General features: G+C 63.1%; 15 protein-coding genes. All 15 read left to right on the top strand.

The window, feature by feature from the left end; translation table 11 throughout:
* The first annotated feature begins 74 nt into the window (after positions 1-74).
* The 15 genes from grxD to M2650_RS10825 all read left to right on the top strand — a co-directional run bounded on the left by grxD (position 75) and on the right by M2650_RS10825 (position 17,216).
* Positions 75-395, top strand: a complete 321-nt coding sequence (gene grxD / locus M2650_RS10900; RefSeq protein ID WP_249474469.1) for a Grx4 family monothiol glutaredoxin — start codon at positions 75-77, stop codon at positions 393-395.
* Positions 392-1,141 carry an SDR family NAD(P)-dependent oxidoreductase gene (locus M2650_RS10895; protein ID WP_249474467.1) on the top strand — a complete coding sequence of 250 codons (750 nt, stop codon included), beginning with the start codon at positions 392-394 and terminating at the stop codon, positions 1,139-1,141. Before grxD ends, M2650_RS10895 begins: the two co-directional genes overlap by 4 nt.
* Entirely contained in the window at positions 1,138-1,734 is a 597-nt protein-coding gene (locus M2650_RS10890; protein WP_249474465.1) for a YhgN family NAAT transporter, read from the top strand. Before M2650_RS10895 ends, M2650_RS10890 begins: the two co-directional genes overlap by 4 nt.
* Before the next feature lie 283 nt (positions 1,735-2,017).
* Positions 2,018-5,272: a TonB-dependent receptor gene (locus M2650_RS10885; protein ID WP_249474463.1), complete on the top strand. Its 3,255-nt coding sequence runs from the start codon at positions 2,018-2,020 to the stop codon at positions 5,270-5,272.
* Positions 5,273-5,373: 101 nt separating this feature from the next.
* Positions 5,374-6,753, top strand: a complete 1,380-nt coding sequence (gene ppnN, locus M2650_RS10880) for a nucleotide 5'-monophosphate nucleosidase PpnN (protein WP_249474461.1) — start codon at positions 5,374-5,376, stop codon at positions 6,751-6,753.
* 175 nt (positions 6,754-6,928) lie between these two features.
* Positions 6,929-7,432: a GspH/FimT family pseudopilin gene (locus tag M2650_RS10870; protein WP_283254759.1), complete on the top strand. Its 504-nt coding sequence runs from the start codon at positions 6,929-6,931 to the stop codon at positions 7,430-7,432.
* Entirely contained in the window at positions 7,429-7,887 is a 459-nt protein-coding gene (gene pilV / locus M2650_RS10865; RefSeq protein ID WP_249474459.1) for a type IV pilus modification protein PilV, read from the top strand. The genes M2650_RS10870 and pilV overlap by 4 nt, the downstream gene beginning before the upstream one ends.
* Before the next feature lie 5 nt (positions 7,888-7,892).
* Complete coding sequence (locus tag M2650_RS10860; protein ID WP_249475028.1) at positions 7,893-9,023, top strand: PilW family protein; 1,131 nt, start codon at positions 7,893-7,895, stop codon at positions 9,021-9,023.
* Positions 9,024-9,037: 14 nt separating this feature from the next.
* Positions 9,038-9,553 carry a pilus assembly PilX family protein gene (locus M2650_RS10855; RefSeq protein WP_249474457.1) on the top strand — a complete coding sequence of 172 codons (516 nt, stop codon included), beginning with the start codon at positions 9,038-9,040 and terminating at the stop codon, positions 9,551-9,553.
* An 11-nt stretch (positions 9,554-9,564) separates the two neighbouring features.
* Entirely contained in the window at positions 9,565-13,506 is a 3,942-nt protein-coding gene (locus M2650_RS10850; protein ID WP_249474455.1) for a pilus assembly protein, read from the top strand.
* Between the two features lie 15 nt (positions 13,507-13,521).
* Positions 13,522-13,971, top strand: a complete 450-nt coding sequence (locus M2650_RS10845; protein ID WP_345779858.1) for a type IV pilin protein — start codon at positions 13,522-13,524, stop codon at positions 13,969-13,971.
* Positions 13,972-14,546: 575 nt separating this feature from the next.
* Complete coding sequence (locus M2650_RS10840) at positions 14,547-14,990, top strand: toxin co-regulated pilus biosynthesis Q family protein (RefSeq protein WP_249474454.1); 444 nt, start codon at positions 14,547-14,549, stop codon at positions 14,988-14,990.
* Positions 14,980-15,837: a VirB8 family type IV secretion system protein gene (locus tag M2650_RS10835; RefSeq protein WP_249474452.1), complete on the top strand. Its 858-nt coding sequence runs from the start codon at positions 14,980-14,982 to the stop codon at positions 15,835-15,837. The genes M2650_RS10840 and M2650_RS10835 overlap by 11 nt, the downstream gene beginning before the upstream one ends.
* A 145-nt stretch (positions 15,838-15,982) precedes the next feature.
* Positions 15,983-16,306, top strand: coding sequence for a hypothetical protein (locus M2650_RS10830; RefSeq protein WP_249474450.1), 324 nt, complete (start codon positions 15,983-15,985; stop codon positions 16,304-16,306).
* 94 nt (positions 16,307-16,400) lie between these two features.
* Entirely contained in the window at positions 16,401-17,216 is an 816-nt protein-coding gene (locus M2650_RS10825; protein ID WP_249474448.1) for a DUF4141 domain-containing protein, read from the top strand.
* The last annotated feature ends 27 nt before the right edge of the window (positions 17,217-17,243 follow it).

The following is a 17,243-nucleotide window of genomic DNA, read 5'->3' as shown; positions in this document are numbered from 1 at the left end:
GCGCAAGGCCGCCAAGGTTTAGAATTGCAGTTTAACCGACGGGCCAAGCCGCCCGTCATGCAGGAGAAAGCGCAATGTCCGTAATGGAACGGATCCAGGCCGAGGTCGAAGGCCATCCGATCGTGTTGTTCATGAAGGGGACGCCGCAGTTCCCGATGTGCGGCTTTTCCAGCCGTACCGTGCAAGCGCTGAAAGCCGCCGGCGTCGGCGAGATGCACACCGTCAACGTGCTGGAAGAACCGGAAATCCGCGCCAACCTGCCGCGCTATTCCAACTGGCCGACGTTTCCGCAGCTCTTCATCAACGGCGAGCTGATCGGCGGTTGCGACATCACGCTGGAGCTCTACGAATCCGGCGAACTGGCGCGGATGGTGTCGGAGACGCAGCGCGCGTGAGCGCCGCCGCGACGCCAATCGCAATTGCCGCCGCCGCGCTGGCCGATCGCGTGGTGTTGATCGCAGGCGCCTACGGCGGCCTTGGCGCGGCCGCGGCGAAAGCCTGCGCGCGCGCAGGCGCCACCGTGGTGCTGCTGGGACGCAAAGTACCCAAGTTGAACCGGATCTACGATGCGGTCGCCAAGGAAGGGCCGGAGCCGTTGCTCTACCCGCTGGACCTGGAAGGCGCTTCGCCCGGGGACTACGCGGAACTCGCGGCACGCATCGAGTCCGAACTCGGGCACCTGGACGGCCTGCTGCATTGCGCCGCCGAATTCCGCGGCCTGACGCCGTTCGAACACGCCGACCCGGCGGCCATCGCGCGTGCATTGCACGTCAACGTCACCGCGCCGTGCTGGCTCACCCAAGCCTGCCTGCCGCTGCTGGCGCGCGCGCAAGACGCCGCGGTCGTGTTCGCGCTGGACGACATCGCGCGCGTCGGCCAGGCCTACTGGGGCGGTTACGGCCTGGCCCAGCATGCACGCGCCGGCCTGGTGGCCATGCTGCACGCAGAACTGGCCAACAGCAGCGTGCGAGTGTCCGGTTTGCAGCCCGGGCCGATGCGGACCGCGTTGCGCGCCGCCGCCTATGCGGAAGACGGCGACCGCGACGCGCGCGATCCGGCCGATTACGCCGACGCCTGCGTGGCGCTGCTGTCCGCCGCCGGTGCCGAGCGGCGCGGCCAAGTTTGGACAGTGCGCGCGTGACGATCGCCTCGGCCGCGCTGCTGCTGTTCCTGATCCTGGATCCGCTGGGCAATATCCCGGTCTTCCTCAGCCTGCTGCGCGGCATGCCGCCGCGCCGGCAGCGGATCGTGCTGGCGCGCGAACTGCTGATCGCGCTGGGCGTGCTGATGCTGTTCCTGTGGTGCGGTCAGTACGCGCTGGAAGCGATGCACCTGCGGCAGGAGTCGGTGTCGATCGCCGGCGGCATCGTCCTGTTCCTGATCGGCATCCGCATGATCTTCCCGCCGCCGGAAGGGTTGATGGGCGAGATCCCCGAAGGCGAGCCCTTCATCGTGCCGATGGCCATCCCACTGGTGGCCGGCCCCTCGGGCATGGCCGCGGTGATGCTGATGGGCAGCCAGGAGCCCGACCGCATGGGCGCCTGGAGCCTGGCTCTCGTTCTGGCCTGGGGCGCGACCGCCGCCATCCTGTTCTCGGCCACGCTGCTCTACAAACTGCTGGGCCAGCGCGCCCTGATCGCCCTGGAACGACTGATGGGCATGCTGCTGGTGGCGATATCGGTGCAGATGCTGCTCGACGGCCTAGCGTTGTATCTGCAAAGCGGTTCGGCCTGAAGTACCGCGTTCGCCGCGGCCCGGTTAAGAACGGACAGACAAGCACTTAGCGGCTCTTGTTGAGCCTGTCTCGCATGCGCGATTCATGCATGCATTTCTGCGCGCATTTCAGTGATTTTCCAGCGTCATTTGCCTGTCATCTGCACCGGCTAACGTGTTAATCTGTTGTTAACCCGTGCTAGGCGTCACGCCACTCGGGTCAGGGGCTGCATCCAGGTCCGTAACGCCGCTAATGCGCCGCGCGCGCCACCGCTTATCTCAAACGCACCGAGGTCAAGGAAATATGACTCACGCTAACCGTGTCCGGCTGTCCAAGCTGTCGCTAGGTCTGATCGTCGCGCTCGCCGCGGCCCCCGTGTTCGCGCAGAGCACGTCCGCTGGCCTGGGCGGCCGCGTCGTCGGCGCCGACGGCCAGCCGGTCTCGGGCGCGGAAGTCACGATCACGCATACCGAATCGGGCACGGTCAGCCGCGCCACGACCGACGCCAACGGCAACTACAGCGCGCGCGGCCTGCGCGTCGGCGGCCCTTACACGATCACGGTCAACAAGGCCGGCGCCGGCAGCGCCGCCGAAAACAACGTCTTCCTCGGCCTGGACAAGGTGGCGCAGGTCAACACCCAGCTGAAGAACGACGTCGCCACGCTCGAATCGGTGACCGTGGTCGGCACCGCCGCGCCCAGCGTGTTCAGCCCCAACAAGATGGGCACCGGCTCCAACGTCACCCGCGACCAGATCGAAGCGTTCCCGTCGATCGAGCGCAACCTGCAGGATTACGCCCGCCTGGATCCGCGCGTGGCGCAGACCGACAAGGCGCGCAACGAAATTTCCGTCGGCGGCCAGAACCCGCGCTACAACGCGATCCGCGTCGACGGCATCAGCACCAACGATGCGTTCGGCCTGGAATCCAACGGCCTGCCCACGCCCAAGCAGCCGTTCTCGATGGACACCATCGACGAAATCGCGGTCGACGTCGCCAACTACGACGTCACCATTTCCGGCGGCGTCGGCGGCGTGATCAATGCGGTCACCAAGTCCGGCACCAACGAGTTCCACGGTTCGGTCTACGGCCTGTACCGCGACAACGACATGGTCCGCAAGAACGAAGACGGCTCCAAGTTCACCGGCTTCGAGGACGAGAAGACCTACGGCGTGACCTTCGGCGGTCCGCTAGTCAAGGACAAGCTGTTCTTCTTCTTCAACTACGAGAAGTTCGAGCAGGGCGCGCCCGGCCCGACCTTCGGCCCGATCGGTTCCGGCGCGTCCAACATCGTCAACATCACGCCCGAGCAGATCGCGCGCATCCAGGAAATCGCGCGAGGCTACGGCATCAACGCCGGCGGCACCGGCGCGGGCAGCGCCGACACCACCTCGGAAGAATACGGCCTCAAGATCGACTGGAACATCAGCGACAGCCAGCGCTTCAGCTTCCGCTACGGCACCTCGGACCAGAGCGTGGCCGTGTTCCCGGGCTTCGCCAACAACAGCATCGCGCTGAGCTCCTACGCCTACCAGCGCGACTACGAGTTCGACAGCTACACCGCGCAGCTGTTCAGCGACTGGAGCGACAACTTCTCCACCGAGGCCAAGGTTTCCTACCGCGACTACACCGCGGTCCGCAATCCGGTCAGCGACCTGCCGTCGATCGGCGTGCGCACCGGTTCTTCCAGCTCGCCTACGGTGTTTTTCGGTACCGAAGAGAACACGCACATCAACGTCCTGGAGACCCAGACCTGGAACGCGTTCTTCGCCGGCAACCTGTTCCTGGGCGACCATACCGTGAAGTTCGGCGTCGACTACGAAGACAACGACATCTACAACCTGTTCGGCCGCCGCACCAACGGCGTGTACGTGTTCAACTGCATCGACACCAGCGCGACCTGCAGCCAGTCTTTCGCCGACGGCGTGTCGGCCAGCTACCGCCTGTTCTATCCGGCCGGCGGCAACCTCGACAACATGGCCGCGATCTGGAACCTGAAGAACATCGGCCTGTTCGTGCAGGACAGCTGGGCGGTCAACGACAACCTGACGCTGACCTTCGGCCTGCGCTACGACATGCCCAAGGTGGGCGACGAGCCGGCGTTCAACGCCGCCGCCAGCGCCGCTTTCGGCTTCGACAACAGCGCCACGATCGACGGCAACAACCTGCTGCAGCCGCGCTTCGGCTTCAACTACACCTTCGACTCCGAGCGCATGGCGCAGATGCGCGGCGGTTTCGGCCTGTTCCAGGGCGCTTCGGCCAACGTGTGGCTGTCCAACCCGTTCACCAATACCGGCCTGGGCTACATCGACTACAACCTGTCGTCGGGCATCACCGGCTTCTCGGCCGATCCGCGCAACCAGATCTCGCTGATCCCGCCGGGCGCGCGCACCGGCACGCAGTCGATCGACTTCGTCGATCCCGAATTGGGCCAGCCGGCGGTATGGAAGGCCAACCTCGCCTTCGACCAGGAGTTGCCGTGGTACGGCATCATCGGTTCGGCCGAAATCGTGCTGACCGAGGTCAAGGAAGCGATCTTCTACCAGCATCTCAACCTGGGCGCCGCGACCGCGATCGGCCAGGACGGCCGCCAGCTGTACTACAACGCCGCCGGCCTCAATCCGCTGTGCTGGAACCAGGCGGGCAACAACGTGTCGGGCAGCAGCGCGGATCCGGCCTGCGTCTCGGGTACTTCCAACTCTTCGGCCGTGCGCAACCGCTCGTTGGCGAATTCGGCGTTCTCCGATGCCATCATCGCCCGTCCCACGGACAAGGGCCGCTCGCAGCAGTTCACGCTCTCGCTGCAGAAGCCGTTCAACGACGGCGACTGGTTCTGGCAGCTGGCCTACACCTTCACCGACGCGCGCGAAGTCAGCGCCCTGACCAGCTCGACGTCCGGTTCGCAGTGGGGCAACAACAACACCTTCAATCCCAACGAAGAGGTCAGCGCCCACTCCGCGTACGAGATCCGCGACCGCATCTCCGGTGCGCTGAGCTGGAAGCATGCGTTCTTCGGCGACAACGACACCACCATCTCGCTGTTCTACGAAGGCCGCAGCGGCCGTCCCTACAGCTTCGTCTACGACAACGACGCCAACGGCGACAGCCGCTTCGGCAACGACCTGATGTACGTGCCGGCGGGTCCGGGCGATGTGGAATTCGGCTCGCCTGCCGAAGAAGCCGCTTTCTTCGCGTTCCTCAACGGCAACAAGGACCTGAGCAAGCTGAAGGGCCAAGTGGCGCCGCGCAACAGCGCCCGCGCGCCTTGGGTCACCCAGTTCGACCTGCGCGTTTCGCAGGAAGTGCCGGGCTTCTGGGACGGGCACAAGGCCGAGCTGTGGGTCGACCTGCTGAACGTCGGCAACCTGATCAACAAGGATTGGGGCCAGATCGAGGAAGTGCCGTTCCCGACCAACCGCGGCATCGTCGAGTTCGGCGGCATCAACCCGGCGACCGGCAAGTACGTCTACCGCTACAACGGCGCCGACAACCTGCGCTTGTACGACGATCGCGGCATTTCGCGCTGGTCGCTGCAGGTCGGCTTCCGCTACAAGTTCTGATCCGGCGCTGTTTCCGGATTGCGCGAAACGGCCGGGGAAACCCGGCCGTTTCCGTTTGCGGACCGCTCTGCGTTACAGTCGCCTGCATGGAGAACAGCGACATGAGAGAACCCATCGTCACTCTGCCTACCGTCGACGCCCGGATCTATCCGCGCGGCGGCCTGGACGTGCTGTCGCGCGACGAGGTGGCGCGCCTGCGCGACGCCTCCAGCGGCGGCATGCACGATCTGCTGCGCCGCTGCGCGCTGGCGGTGCTGACCAGCGGCAGCCCCTCGGACGACCCGCGCGCGGCGCGCGAGCTCTACCCGGACTTCGACATCCAGGTGCTGCAGCAGGACCGCGGCGTGCGCATCGATCTGCTCAACGCGCCGGCGATGGCGTTCGTCGACGGCGAGATCATCCGCGGCGTCGCCGAGCTGCTGTTCGCGGTGGTGCGCGACCTGGCCTACACCGCCATCGAACTGGGCGAGCGCAGCAACTACGACCTGACCACGTCTTCCGGCATCACCAACGCCGTGTTCGGCTTGCTGCGCAACGCGCGCATCCTGCATCCGGCCGATCCCAACCTGGTGGTGTGCTGGGGCGGCCATTCGATCGGCCGCGACGAATACGTGTACACCAAGCAGGCCGGGTACGAACTCGGCCTGCGCGGCCTGGACATCTGCACCGGCTGCGGCCCGGGCGCGATGAAGGGGCCGATGAAGGGCGCCACCATCGCCCACGCCAAGCAGCGCAAGCGCAGCACGCGCTATATCGGCATCACCGAGCCCGGCATCATCGCCGCGGAATCGCCGAACCCGATCGTCAACCACCTGGTGATCATGCCGGACATCGAGAAGCGGCTCGAAGCCTTCGTCCGCATCGCTCACGGCATTATCGTCTTCCCGGGCGGCGTCGGCACGGCCGAAGAGATCCTGTACCTGCTCGGCATCTTGCTGCGCGAGGAGAACCGCGACCTGCCGTTCCCGCTGATCCTGACCGGGCCGGCGATCTCGGCGCCGTACTTCGAGCAGATCGACCAGTTCATCCGGCTGACGCTGGGCGAAGCGGCCGCGTCGCGCTACGAGATCGTGATCGGCGACGGCGCCGCCGTCGCCCGCAAGATGGCGCAAGGCATCAAGCGCGTGCGCGAATACCGCATCGCGCAGAAGGATTCTTTCTTCTTCAACTGGGCCTTGGAAGTGCCGCAGGAATTCCAGCAGCCGTTCGTGCCCACGCACGAAGCGATGGCGGCACTGGATCTGCACCACGGCCGCAAGCCGCACGAATTGGCGGCCGACCTGCGTCGCGCCTTCTCCGGCATCGTCGCGGGCAACGTGAAGGAGGATGGCATGCGGCGCATCGAAGCGCACGGCCCGTTCGACATCCACGGCGACCACGACATGATGCGGGCGCTGGACGCGCTGCTGCGCGCCTTCGTCGAACAGCGGCGGATGAAGATCGCCGGCGAATACCGTCCCTGCTACCGCGTCCTGGCCTGACCCGGCGGGTCCGAATCGCCGGGCCGCAGCCGCCGTCCGGCAAGCGCTGTGACGGGTCGCACGGATCACGATTACGCCCGTCTCCTTTTCGTGACCGCCTGTCCGTCGGGGCTTGCATCGCTTCGCTCCAAGCCGCAGCCTTGCACGGTCTCCCCGGGGAAGGGTGGCTTCACGTATGTATCCGAACCGCGCCAAAGGCTTCACTTTGGTCGAACTGATGACCGTGATCGCGATCGTCGCGATCCTGGCCGTGATCGCCTTGCCGAGCTTTCAAGGCTCGCTGCGCTCCAATCGCGTCGCCACCAAGACCAACGAGGTCCTGGCCAGCGTCGCGTTGGCCCGCACCGAGGCCATCCGTAGCCGCAGCAGGGGCGTGGTCTGCACCAGTGCGGACGGCGGCAGCTGCGGTGGCGATTGGAACAGCGGCTGGCTGGTTTGGTCCGACTTGGACAACAGCGGCACCGTGAACGGCGACGAAGCCGTGGTGCGCTACGTGGAAGGCAATCCGAAACTTCTGGTGGCCGGAAGCGCCGCGCTGATCGCCTTCGACGGCCGCGGACGGGCGGTCGGCGGCCAACAGACGGTCGCGGTGCGGCCGGACGATGTGGAAGAACCCGCGCGTTGCATCACCATCGGCGCCACCGGCCAGACGCGCGTCGCGCAAGGGGCATGCCCATGAACCGTCGCCCGATGCGCATGCAGCGCGGCTTCTCGATGATCGAAGTGCTGGTGACGCTGGTGATACTCGCGTTCGGCCTTCTGGGCTTCGCGTTGCTGCAAACCATGAACCTGCGCTACACCCAAAGCGCCAACCACCGCACGCAGGCCACCAACCTGGCCTACGACTTGCTCGACCAGATGCGGGCGAACCGACTGTCCGCCGCAAAATACACCGACGCGAGTTTCGAAGAAGACGAAGTAAATGGCAGCAATTGCAGTCGGCCGGTCGGAGAGCTTCCCATCCCCGTCTCCAGCGTCGTCACCCGCTGGCAATGCCAGGTCGTCGAGGCTTTGGGAGACGACGCCACCGCGACGGTGACCTACGCCGACGGTCTGGCCACCGTCACGCTCACCTGGGGCGATCGCATATCGATCGAAGCTCCCACCAGTTTCGTCGTGGAGACGCGCCTGTGAAGCCCATGCAACCCTATGGCCGGACAGCGGGCGTGAGCCTCATCGAGTTGATGATCGCGCTGGCGATCGGCACCTTGCTGGTGCTGGGTCTCGTGCAAGTCTTCGGCGCATCGCGCGCCGCGTACCAGTTGTCCGAAGGCATGGCCCGCACGCAGGAAAACGCCCGTTTCGCGATGGACTTCCTGCAGCGCGACATCCGCATGGCCGGCCATTACGGCTGCGTGAACGACCAGGCGCACCTGCAGACGCCCGGATCCCTGCAGCCTCATTTCGGGGCTGCGCCTTTGTTCCCGCTCGACTTCTCGGTCTCGGTACAGGGCTATGAAGCCGCTGGCACAGCACCGGGCAATGCGCTCACGATCGGCGGAACCTGGGGCGCCGCGGCGGGCGTACCCACCCAGATCACCGACCTCGAGCCGCTGCCAGGCAGCGACATCATCGTATTGCGCTATTTCAGCAACGAAGGCGCCCCGGTCACGGGTATCGACATCGATGGTGGCGACGAGACCGTGACTGTCGCCGCCGGGCGCTGGGACGTGTTGACGACCGACGGCGTCGCTACGCCGTCCTTGTTCGGCGTCGCCGATTGCAGCCATGCCGATGTCTTCGCCGGCACCGGCACCGGCACGGTCGCCGTGGCCGCGACGGCGGACCCGGCCACCGATCTGAGGGGCCGATACACGCCTCAGCCTTCCGGCCAGACCATGCTTTATCGCGCCGAGTCCATCGTCTATTACGTGGGTACCGGCGCTTCGGGCGCACCCGCGTTGTTCCGCGCCCGCTACGACGGCGCCAGCTATGTGCCGGAAGAATTGGTGGAAGGCATCGAGAGCCTGCAACTGCTTTACGGGCAGGACCGAGTGGAGGATCTGACGACATCGCCGCCTAGCGGCTACATCGACATACAGAATCCGGCGGATACGACTTGGGATGCCAACGACTGGCGCCGCGTGGGCCTGGTGCAGGTCGGCATATTGGCGCGCAGCCCCAGCCCTGCGGCATCCGCACAGGCGCAAGACGCCAATGCCCGCCGCGTGCTCGGCGTAGCTTTCAACGCGCCGGCGGCCAACGACGGGCTTTATCGCGCCAGTTACGAGGCCACCATCGCCATGCGCAACCGCTTGTACGGCAATTGACCTGGATGATGTCCATGACACGTCGAAGCATTTCCATCGGTCCGCCGGCGCGCAACCAGCGCGGTGCGGTGCTGTACGTCGCCCTGATCATATTGATCCTGCTGGCGCTGATCGGCGTAATCGGCATGCAGGTGTCCGGCATGCAGGAACGCATGTCGGCCAATTACCTCGCTGGCAACCTCGCCTTCCAGCGCAGCGAAGGCGAAGCCCGCAGCGCCGAGTGCGCGCTCGAGGACATGGTCAACCGTACGGAAACCGCCGGCTGCGATGCGATCGATTCTGCCGACGTCGACATGATCTGCGACAACGGTTTCGACCCGGGCGACTGGGCCGAAGACCAGAGTCTAGCGACCAGCCCAAAGGTCAATGCCCGGCTGATCGGCCCCTGCATTTCCGGCAATTCCGACCTGGACATGGGGCGTCCGCTCAACGAAGACCCGAATCCGATCTACCAGGTCACCGTCTACAGCACGAACGACGACGACAACCCCACGGCCGCTGCGGCCATCGACACCATATTCAGACCTTGAGGAGTTCTCCCATGGCATCCCGTCGCATCAAGCTGGCTGCCGCTTCCGCGCTGGTGATAGGCGTGGGCGGTTACTGGCTTTATTCGGTATTCGCCGTGCAGGGTTCGGGCATCCTGGCGCAGGCGCCCTTGAACGTGCAGTCCAAGGTGCCGCCGGCCTTCATCATGGCGGTGGACGATTCGGGCTCGATGACGTTCGAGACCTTGTTTCCCGGGCGCGATGGCCAGGCGTTCTGGGACAACGCCACATACACCACCAACGGTTTCTTCAATTCCGACGGCACACTGCGCACGGCAGGCGATACGATCGACGCCGTCAACGACAGTAGGGACAGCGGCGGCAGCTACAACCACCTGCTGCCCTTCGTCGGTCACCGCATCGATAACGGGCGCTTCGCAATTCCGCCCATCGACAACTTCGGCTTCGCCAGGTCGCCCGAGTTCAATCCCGCATACTTCAATCCCAATATCAAGTATGAGCCGTGGCGGAAGCCCGACGCCGATAATGTGATCGTCGACTATCCGCAGGCTTCGCCGACGAAGGCGACGCCGGAGCCGGATCCGGATCCGACGAAGACGCTTATCTATACGTTCGACCTCACGGCGGTCCACACCGATCGCACGGACGACACCGATACCGTTCCGACCGTGGAAGAGATGTTTATCGTACCGGACGACGCCAGCCTGCCCGAGGGGACGAAGTACTTCATCAGCGGATCCAACTCATGCGGTGGTCTTGGCACCTCGAAAGACACCCGCAACACCTGGGTCACGGTCGGTAGCGGTGGCCATCGTGTCACCGACGATTGCCAAATGGGCATCGCCTATGTGCCTGCGACCTTCTACTTGAAGACGACCAGTCCGGATCCGCCGGGCTACGTCGACGGCAGGGGAACGGCCAAGAACGCCTGCGGCCCCGGCTGTGACATGTATCGCTACGAGATCAACAGCACGATGTTCGGCGATGCGGCCGAAGCGATGCAGAAGAACTTCGCCAACTGGTTCACGTATTACGGGGACCGCAATCGTTCGATGATCGCAGGCTTGACGCGGTCGCTGGACAGCGTCCAAGACATGCGCGTGGGCATGTTCACGATCAACAGCGGTGCGACCAGCTGCGGCTGGAACTGTACCGAGTACACCAATTATCCGAACGTCGTCATGCGGGACATGAATACCCCGGCCGACAAGGCAGCCTTGTTCCGGGATCAGCTGCTCAAGCTGCCAGCGTCCGGCAGTACGCCTAATCGCTGGGCCGTCGAGCATCTGGGTAAGCAGTTCGACCGAAAGCCGGTTAAGGACGGTGCCGACAACGATAACCTGCCGATACGCTATTCCTGCCAGAAGAATGCGGGCATGCTGTTCACCGACGGCTATAGCAACCAGGGCGGTCCCGGGGTCGGCGATGTCGACAAGGGTACCGGAGCGCCGTACTCCGACGCCTATGCCAGCACCATGGCCGACATATCGGCCAAGTATTACCTCGCCGATCTGCGTGACGATCTGCCGAAGGGCAACGTGCCTCTGGCCGATGCGTGCAGTGTCTTGCCGCTCGACACGACGCTGGATTGCCGCACCAATCTGCACATGAATTTTTACGGCATAACGCTCGGCGCCAAGGGCAACCTGATCGGCAGATCGCCCTACATCGACAATCCGTTGACGATCCCGAACGAAGCCACCAAGGCGGCGTTCGCAAGCGCGCCGGCCTGGCAGGCCCGCGAGAACGATCAGCCAAGCACCGTCGATGAGATCTGGCACGCCTCGATCAACGGCCGCGGCGAATACGTCAACGCCACGACGCCGGCCGACATCACCGCCGCGATGCGCCGCGTGATCGCTTCGATCAACGCGGGCAGGACGCCTTCGGGGAGCATCGCCATGACCGGTGCCCGAATCGGTACCGGCTCGCTGAGCGTTTCGCCGTTCTACGAAGCCAGGAACGACGGCACCGATTGGTACAGCACCTTGACCGCGCAGACGGTGAGCAGCGATCCGGTCTCGGGCGTGGTCACGTTCAAGAACGCATGGGAGGCCAGCACCCGCCTTCCGGCGCCGGACGCCCGCAACGTCTGGTTCACGAACAGCGCAGGCACGGTCGTGCCTTTCGACGCGACCAATGTCGTCAGCCTGAATAATCTCTGCAACAACCCGCATAAGGATATGTCGGTGTGCACGGGAGCGTTAATCGAAGGCTTGACCGGCAGCGCCACCACGAAACTCACCCTCACCGAAGCCTTGGCCTATCTCAAAGGCGACCAGACCAAGGAAGTGGGCCGCACCGACACCGGCATTCTGCGCTTCCGCACCACGCGTCTGGGCGACATCGTGAATTCGACGCCGGTCGTCAGTTCGCCGCGCGACGATTTCGGCTACCGCTCGTTGCCGGAGCCTTATAGCACCAGTTACGGCGAGCATCTGAAGGACAAACTCAACCAGCAGCGCACGATGATCTATGCCGGCGCCAACGACGGCATGCTGCATGCTTTCGACGGCCGAGAAACCGAGGTAGGCGGTATCGAACGCTTCGCCTACATACCGAACAGCGTGCTTGGCCACATGGGCAATCTGTTGTTCCCGCTCGATCCGGCGAAAGGCGGCGATCAGATCTTCCAGCACCGTTTCTATGTCGACGGCCCGCTGGCCGTATCCGACGCCTATTATTCCAGCGATTGGCAGACCGTACTGGTCGGGACGACCGGAGCCGGCGCCCGCGGCGTGTTCGCCCTGGATGTCTCGCGGGCTTCGCGCCCCAGCGCCGATGGCTCGGAAACCGGTACTTTCGCGGCCTCGGACAGGCTGTGGGAGATCAACGACGTCAACACCGCGTTGCCGCTGGCCGTGCGCGAGAACATCGGCAACGTGCTCAACAGGCCCGTCATCGTCCCGGTGAAAACCGGCGACGCTTCGGGTCCGGTCAAGTGGCGCGCGATCTTCGGCAACGGCTACAACAGCATCAGCAAGAAGGCGGTACTGTTCCTGGTCGACATCGATACGGGCGCGCCGAATGTCACGATGATCGAAGCGACCGAAGACGGCGCGCCGTCCGGGGATAATGGGCTCGGCAATCTCGTGGTCGTCGATCGCTGGGGTCCGGCGACGGACAGTACTTTGACCGCTAGAGTGCGCGACGGTTTTGCGGATACGGTTTATGCCGCAGACCAGAAGGGCGCCATTTGGAAGTTCGACTTGCGCGATGCCAAGCCTGCGAACATCACCAAACCGATGTTCACCACGTTGCAGTACACCGCGGCTCCGGATGCCGGCAAGCGCCAGCCGATTCTGGGAGGATTGACGGCAGCGGCAGGCCCGGGCGGTGGCGTCCTTGTCTACTTCGGCACCGGCAGTTTCTCTTTCATCGATGACGCGACCGATACGGCGTTGCAATCGCTGTACGCAGTGCTGGACAACGGCGGCACCGATACCGTTACGCGCTCCAACCTGCTCGAACAACGCATCATCACCACGGAAAATGGGGTGCGCGAAATCAGCGCGAACCTGATGGGCGCTGGCCTGAAGGGCTGGTATTTGGATCTCCCCGCCGGCGAACGCTTCGTCGCCTATCCGAGAATCGAGAGCGGCGTGGTCTTCATGCCAACCTATGCGCCCAATGCCTCGGTCGGTTGCGGCGCCGCGGGCAATAACTGGTTGTACGGTTTGAACGCGCTCTCCGGTGCGCCGGCGCTGTCGAATGTCAGGAAGGGCGCCCCCGACGGCGAATCGTACGATGCGGGTACCGGCGCCTTGGCGTTGAATACCGGCGGAACGGCGCCGGTCAAGGACGTGGCGGTGATGACGTCGCCACGGATCAAGCCGCTGGGTACCGGCGCGACGGACGCCGACCTGACCAAAGCGCTCGGAGCGCAATGCTCGATGGTGGTTCAAGTGGCCGGCGCTCCGCCGCTGTACCTGCCGCGCGCATGCGGACGCCAGTCTTGGCGTCAAATCCAGTAAACAGGGGAGAGCAACGTGCTTTCACGGAAAACATTCGCGCCACGGCGCTCCGGTTCCAACGGCGCTTCATCGGGCTTTACGTTGATCGAGCTGATGGTGGTGGTAGCCGTTGTCGCCATCCTTGCGGCGATTGCGCTCCCCAGCTATCAGGAGAGCATCCGCAAGGGTCGTCGAGGTCAGGCCAAGGCCGATCTGATCGAGATCGCTCAGCTCGCCGAACGATTCCATACGGTAAACAACACCTATGCGGGGTTCGAAGGCACCTGGCCCGCTACCTATCGTCAGTCACCGCGCGACGGAGAGGCTCGCTATACCGTGGACATGAGTGACGATGCTAATGCGACTACCTTCGTACTGACGGCAACGCCTACCGGCGCCCAGGCCGAGGATCGTTGCGGCATGCTCAGCGTGAATGCCGCAGGAGCGAAATCGGCTACAGGCGGGTCAGTTTCGGAATGCTTCTGACCGTTAAGGTCCAATAAGAAAAAAGCCGCGGATACCCGCGGCTTTTTTTGCTGCGCGGGTCTGATTTCAATATCGGGTCAACGAACATGAAAATCCCAGTCGAAACGCAGTTGCTGCTGCTGTCAGGTTCCTAGCGGCTACTGCCGGCCACTGTCGGCTGCTGGAACTGGCGATGCCACCGGATTTCCAAAAAATAAAGGCCGCTTCAAGCGGCTTTTTTTGGGCTGACCGTACACGTCGGGCAAACGCGTAAACGAGGCGGGAGAAACCGCCCATGCATGTCGCGCGTTAAATTCCGCAAAGCGATTGACTAACTGGCGCCCCTTTACAGCGACAGCCTGCTTGCGAACCCAGGTCTAACCATTATCGCTTGTGCAGCGCTGTCGAGTTTAGGCCTGCCCGAAAATCGCATGATGAGCAAGCCGCGCCGAGATATGCGCGCGTGCGTGGCCGTTTTTATCTGCCGTCTGCGTCCTTAAGAAACGCTCTCGTATGGGTGCCTATGGGGAATCGGGCCAGCGAAGGAGCGCTAGCACCGGTATGGGCCGGATCACGCAAAAAATGGAATCGAAAAGATGCGTAAAGAGAGAAGGATCCTCATTGGGGCGACGTGTGCCGTCATCTTCGCCGGCTGTACATCGAGTTCCGCGCCCAAGGTCAAAGGCCATTGGAATCCGGTCAACCGTTTTGCCGAGTCGGCCGAGGCAATCCCATTACGGCCGCGCCACGAGTTCTATGCGCTGCCCGTGGACGGCACTCTCAAGAACCTGCTTGAGCGTTGGGCGAACGATTCGGGGCGCACCTTGTCGTACCGGCATGGCGAAGATTTTACCCTGCATACGCCTGTCGCCCGCATACGCACCACCGACATCAGTGAGGCTGTCTCCGAGCTGTCGGCCGCATATGCAGGGCAAGGAGTACAGATCGAGATCGAGCCTGGCCGCATAGTAGTCCTCGATGCAAGGAGGATCGCTGCCGGCGGCGAGGATCCGGAGCAGCAGGGCCGCCATGAGCCGTGAACCTCGGGTGCCTGGCGATGGCGTGCTGGCCAAATCGATCAATTTCGAAATCACCATTGCCGACCTGGCCAGAAGAAGCGAGCGCCGTGCATGGTGGGTGGCGTTCGGTGCATCGGCGATGTCATTGATCCTGGCGGCGGGCTACTTCTACATCCTGCCGCTGAAGGAAAGCGTCCCGTTTTTGGTTATGGCGGACGCCTATACCGGTACCGCCACCGTCGCCCAGCTTCGCGGCGATTTCAGCAAAAACAGCATTACGGCCAGCGAGGCGATCAACCGAAGCAATGTCTCGCACTACGTGACGGCGCGCGAGTCCTACGACCTGGCCCTATTGAGGCTGCGGGACTGGAAGACCGTTTACACGATGTCCGGCCCGGACGTGTCGGCAGCGTATTCCGCGCTGTACGCGGAAAACAACCCCTCCAGCCCCTATCACCTTTACGGAAAAGGCAAGGCGATCAGGGTAAAGATTCTGAGCATCGTGCTGATCGGTGGCGGCAAAGGCGTTGCGCCGAAGGGTGCAACCGTGCGATTCCAGAGGAGCCTGTACGAGAAGCAGAGCGGCGGTACGAAGTACCTGGACAGCAAGCTCGCGACAATGGAGTTCGCCTACAAGCCGAACCTCAACATGAAAGAACAGGATCGTATCGAGAACCCACTTGGTTTCCAGGTTACGAGCTATCGGGTCGACAACGACTACGCCACGCCTTCGCCGCCACAGGCCGAGCTTCCGCCCGAGGGCGCAGGCGTAGAGGCCGGTGTCGGTGCGGAAGATTCAGCGCAATCCACGCAAGCCGCGCAAGTCGGAGAGCCGGCGATTTCCGATCAATCTAGCCGTGAAAAGTGACATGGAGTTAAGAAAAATCCTATGCGTCGGCGTAAGCGTTGGCAACAAACTTCAACAAAGTCGGAGTCGCGCATGTGAGTCGGCCTGCGGAAGGGTCGGGGCTCGGCTTTCACCCTCGTTTTCATACCGATAGGAATAACAACCCATGTCAATAAAAACATTAAGCATCGCCATTCTAGCAGCAGCAGCGTGCTCCGGATGTGCGTCGCTTGCCACCAGCACCAATACGTTGAGCGACGATCGAATCAAGTCGGAGAGCTCGGGCGCGTTGGGGTACTCGCCCGAAGAATTGAGCCTCGTCAGCCGCAGGACCGAGGGCGTGAACACTTACGTAAACCTGAAGGCAAAGGACGGCAAGGAGTTCACCTGCATCATCAACGGCGGGAATCTCCTGTCTTTCGGAATGACAAATCCACCCATGTGCAACAGGAAAGGCGAGCCGGTGAAGGCCAGTCCTTTCCAAAGGTAGCGAAGCCGGCCGGCCAGGCAATGACTGCATGAATCTTCAAATCGCTCCATTGATTTAGACATGTCATAGACAGTAACCAACCGGGAGTTAGCGGATGAAAAACAACAAAGGCATCCAGGGGCGGCAGAACCGTTGTGCCGCCGTAGCCACTCTGTGCTTCGGCCTGTTGATGGCGGGCTCTGCGGAGGCGCAATGGACGGTAACCGATCCGGGGCACACGCTGGCGACAGTTGACGGCTGGGTCGTCCAAGGGGCAGAAATTGGCGAACAGCTAAAGCGTTGGGAAGAGCAGACAAAGCGTTGGCAAACTCAACTGGCTGATGCCAAGAGCGTATTTAAATCCCAAGACATGGACATGACCATGGACTTCAGTGAACGTCCGCGGGATTACGGCATGGCGGAAAGCTGTCCAGAAAAGAAGTTCGACAAAGATAGGCCAATTACCAGCGCGGTGGACACTGGATTGAGCGCCATCAGTTCGTGGCAGCCGCTAAAGCTGGATAACAGCGCCAATTTGAAGAAGGACATGCTGGATCTGTGCAAGCAGATCGTAGTGGCGAAAAACATGAAATACAACGAAACCGTCAGGCTGTTGAAGCTCGTCAAACAGCGAGAAAGCGAGATGAAAAAGCTGGATGAATATCGCCAGAGGGTGGGCACCAGCCAAGGCATGCTGGCCACCAGCAGCAACCAGCTGAGCGCATTGTCTACGCGCATGCAGATGGACGTCCAGTACTCGGAGGCGGTCATCAACACCTACGACGCCCTCATCGCCAGCCGCAAGCTGGATCAGGAAAAGATCACCCAGCGGATATTGAAAGGCAGCGACAAGGGTCTGGTGAGCGTGGTTCTGCAGGGGGCGGCGCTAAAAGGCACTTTCGCCGGGTTGCGCGCCATTAAAGACCGTTGAGGCTGACGGGTTGCTTTGGATTCCAAA

This window comes from Luteimonas galliterrae (assembly GCF_023374055.1).
Taxonomy (GTDB): domain Bacteria; phylum Pseudomonadota; class Gammaproteobacteria; order Xanthomonadales; family Xanthomonadaceae; genus Luteimonas_C; species Luteimonas_C galliterrae.
The sequence above is the reverse complement of the archived record's forward strand: the minus strand, read 5'-3'. Positions and strand labels throughout refer to the sequence as shown.

Coding starts and splice junctions, on each gene's coding strand:
- M2650_RS10850 (WP_249474455.1), top strand. CDS start 9,565: ATGGCATCCCGTCGCATCAAGCTGGCTGCCGCTTCCGCGCTGGTGATA.
- M2650_RS10885 (WP_249474463.1), top strand. CDS start 2,018: ATGACTCACGCTAACCGTGTCCGGCTGTCCAAGCTGTCGCTAGGTCTG.
- pilV (WP_249474459.1), top strand. CDS start 7,429: ATGAACCGTCGCCCGATGCGCATGCAGCGCGGCTTCTCGATGATCGAA.
- M2650_RS10870 (WP_283254759.1), top strand. CDS start 6,929: ATGTATCCGAACCGCGCCAAAGGCTTCACTTTGGTCGAACTGATGACC.
- grxD (WP_249474469.1), top strand. CDS start 75: ATGTCCGTAATGGAACGGATCCAGGCCGAGGTCGAAGGCCATCCGATC.
- M2650_RS10840 (WP_249474454.1), top strand. CDS start 14,547: ATGCGTAAAGAGAGAAGGATCCTCATTGGGGCGACGTGTGCCGTCATC.
- M2650_RS10855 (WP_249474457.1), top strand. CDS start 9,038: ATGACACGTCGAAGCATTTCCATCGGTCCGCCGGCGCGCAACCAGCGC.
- ppnN (WP_249474461.1), top strand. CDS start 5,374: ATGAGAGAACCCATCGTCACTCTGCCTACCGTCGACGCCCGGATCTAT.
- M2650_RS10835 (WP_249474452.1), top strand. CDS start 14,980: ATGAGCCGTGAACCTCGGGTGCCTGGCGATGGCGTGCTGGCCAAATCG.
- M2650_RS10830 (WP_249474450.1), top strand. CDS start 15,983: ATGTCAATAAAAACATTAAGCATCGCCATTCTAGCAGCAGCAGCGTGC.
- M2650_RS10860 (WP_249475028.1), top strand. CDS start 7,893: ATGCAACCCTATGGCCGGACAGCGGGCGTGAGCCTCATCGAGTTGATG.
- M2650_RS10825 (WP_249474448.1), top strand. CDS start 16,401: ATGAAAAACAACAAAGGCATCCAGGGGCGGCAGAACCGTTGTGCCGCC.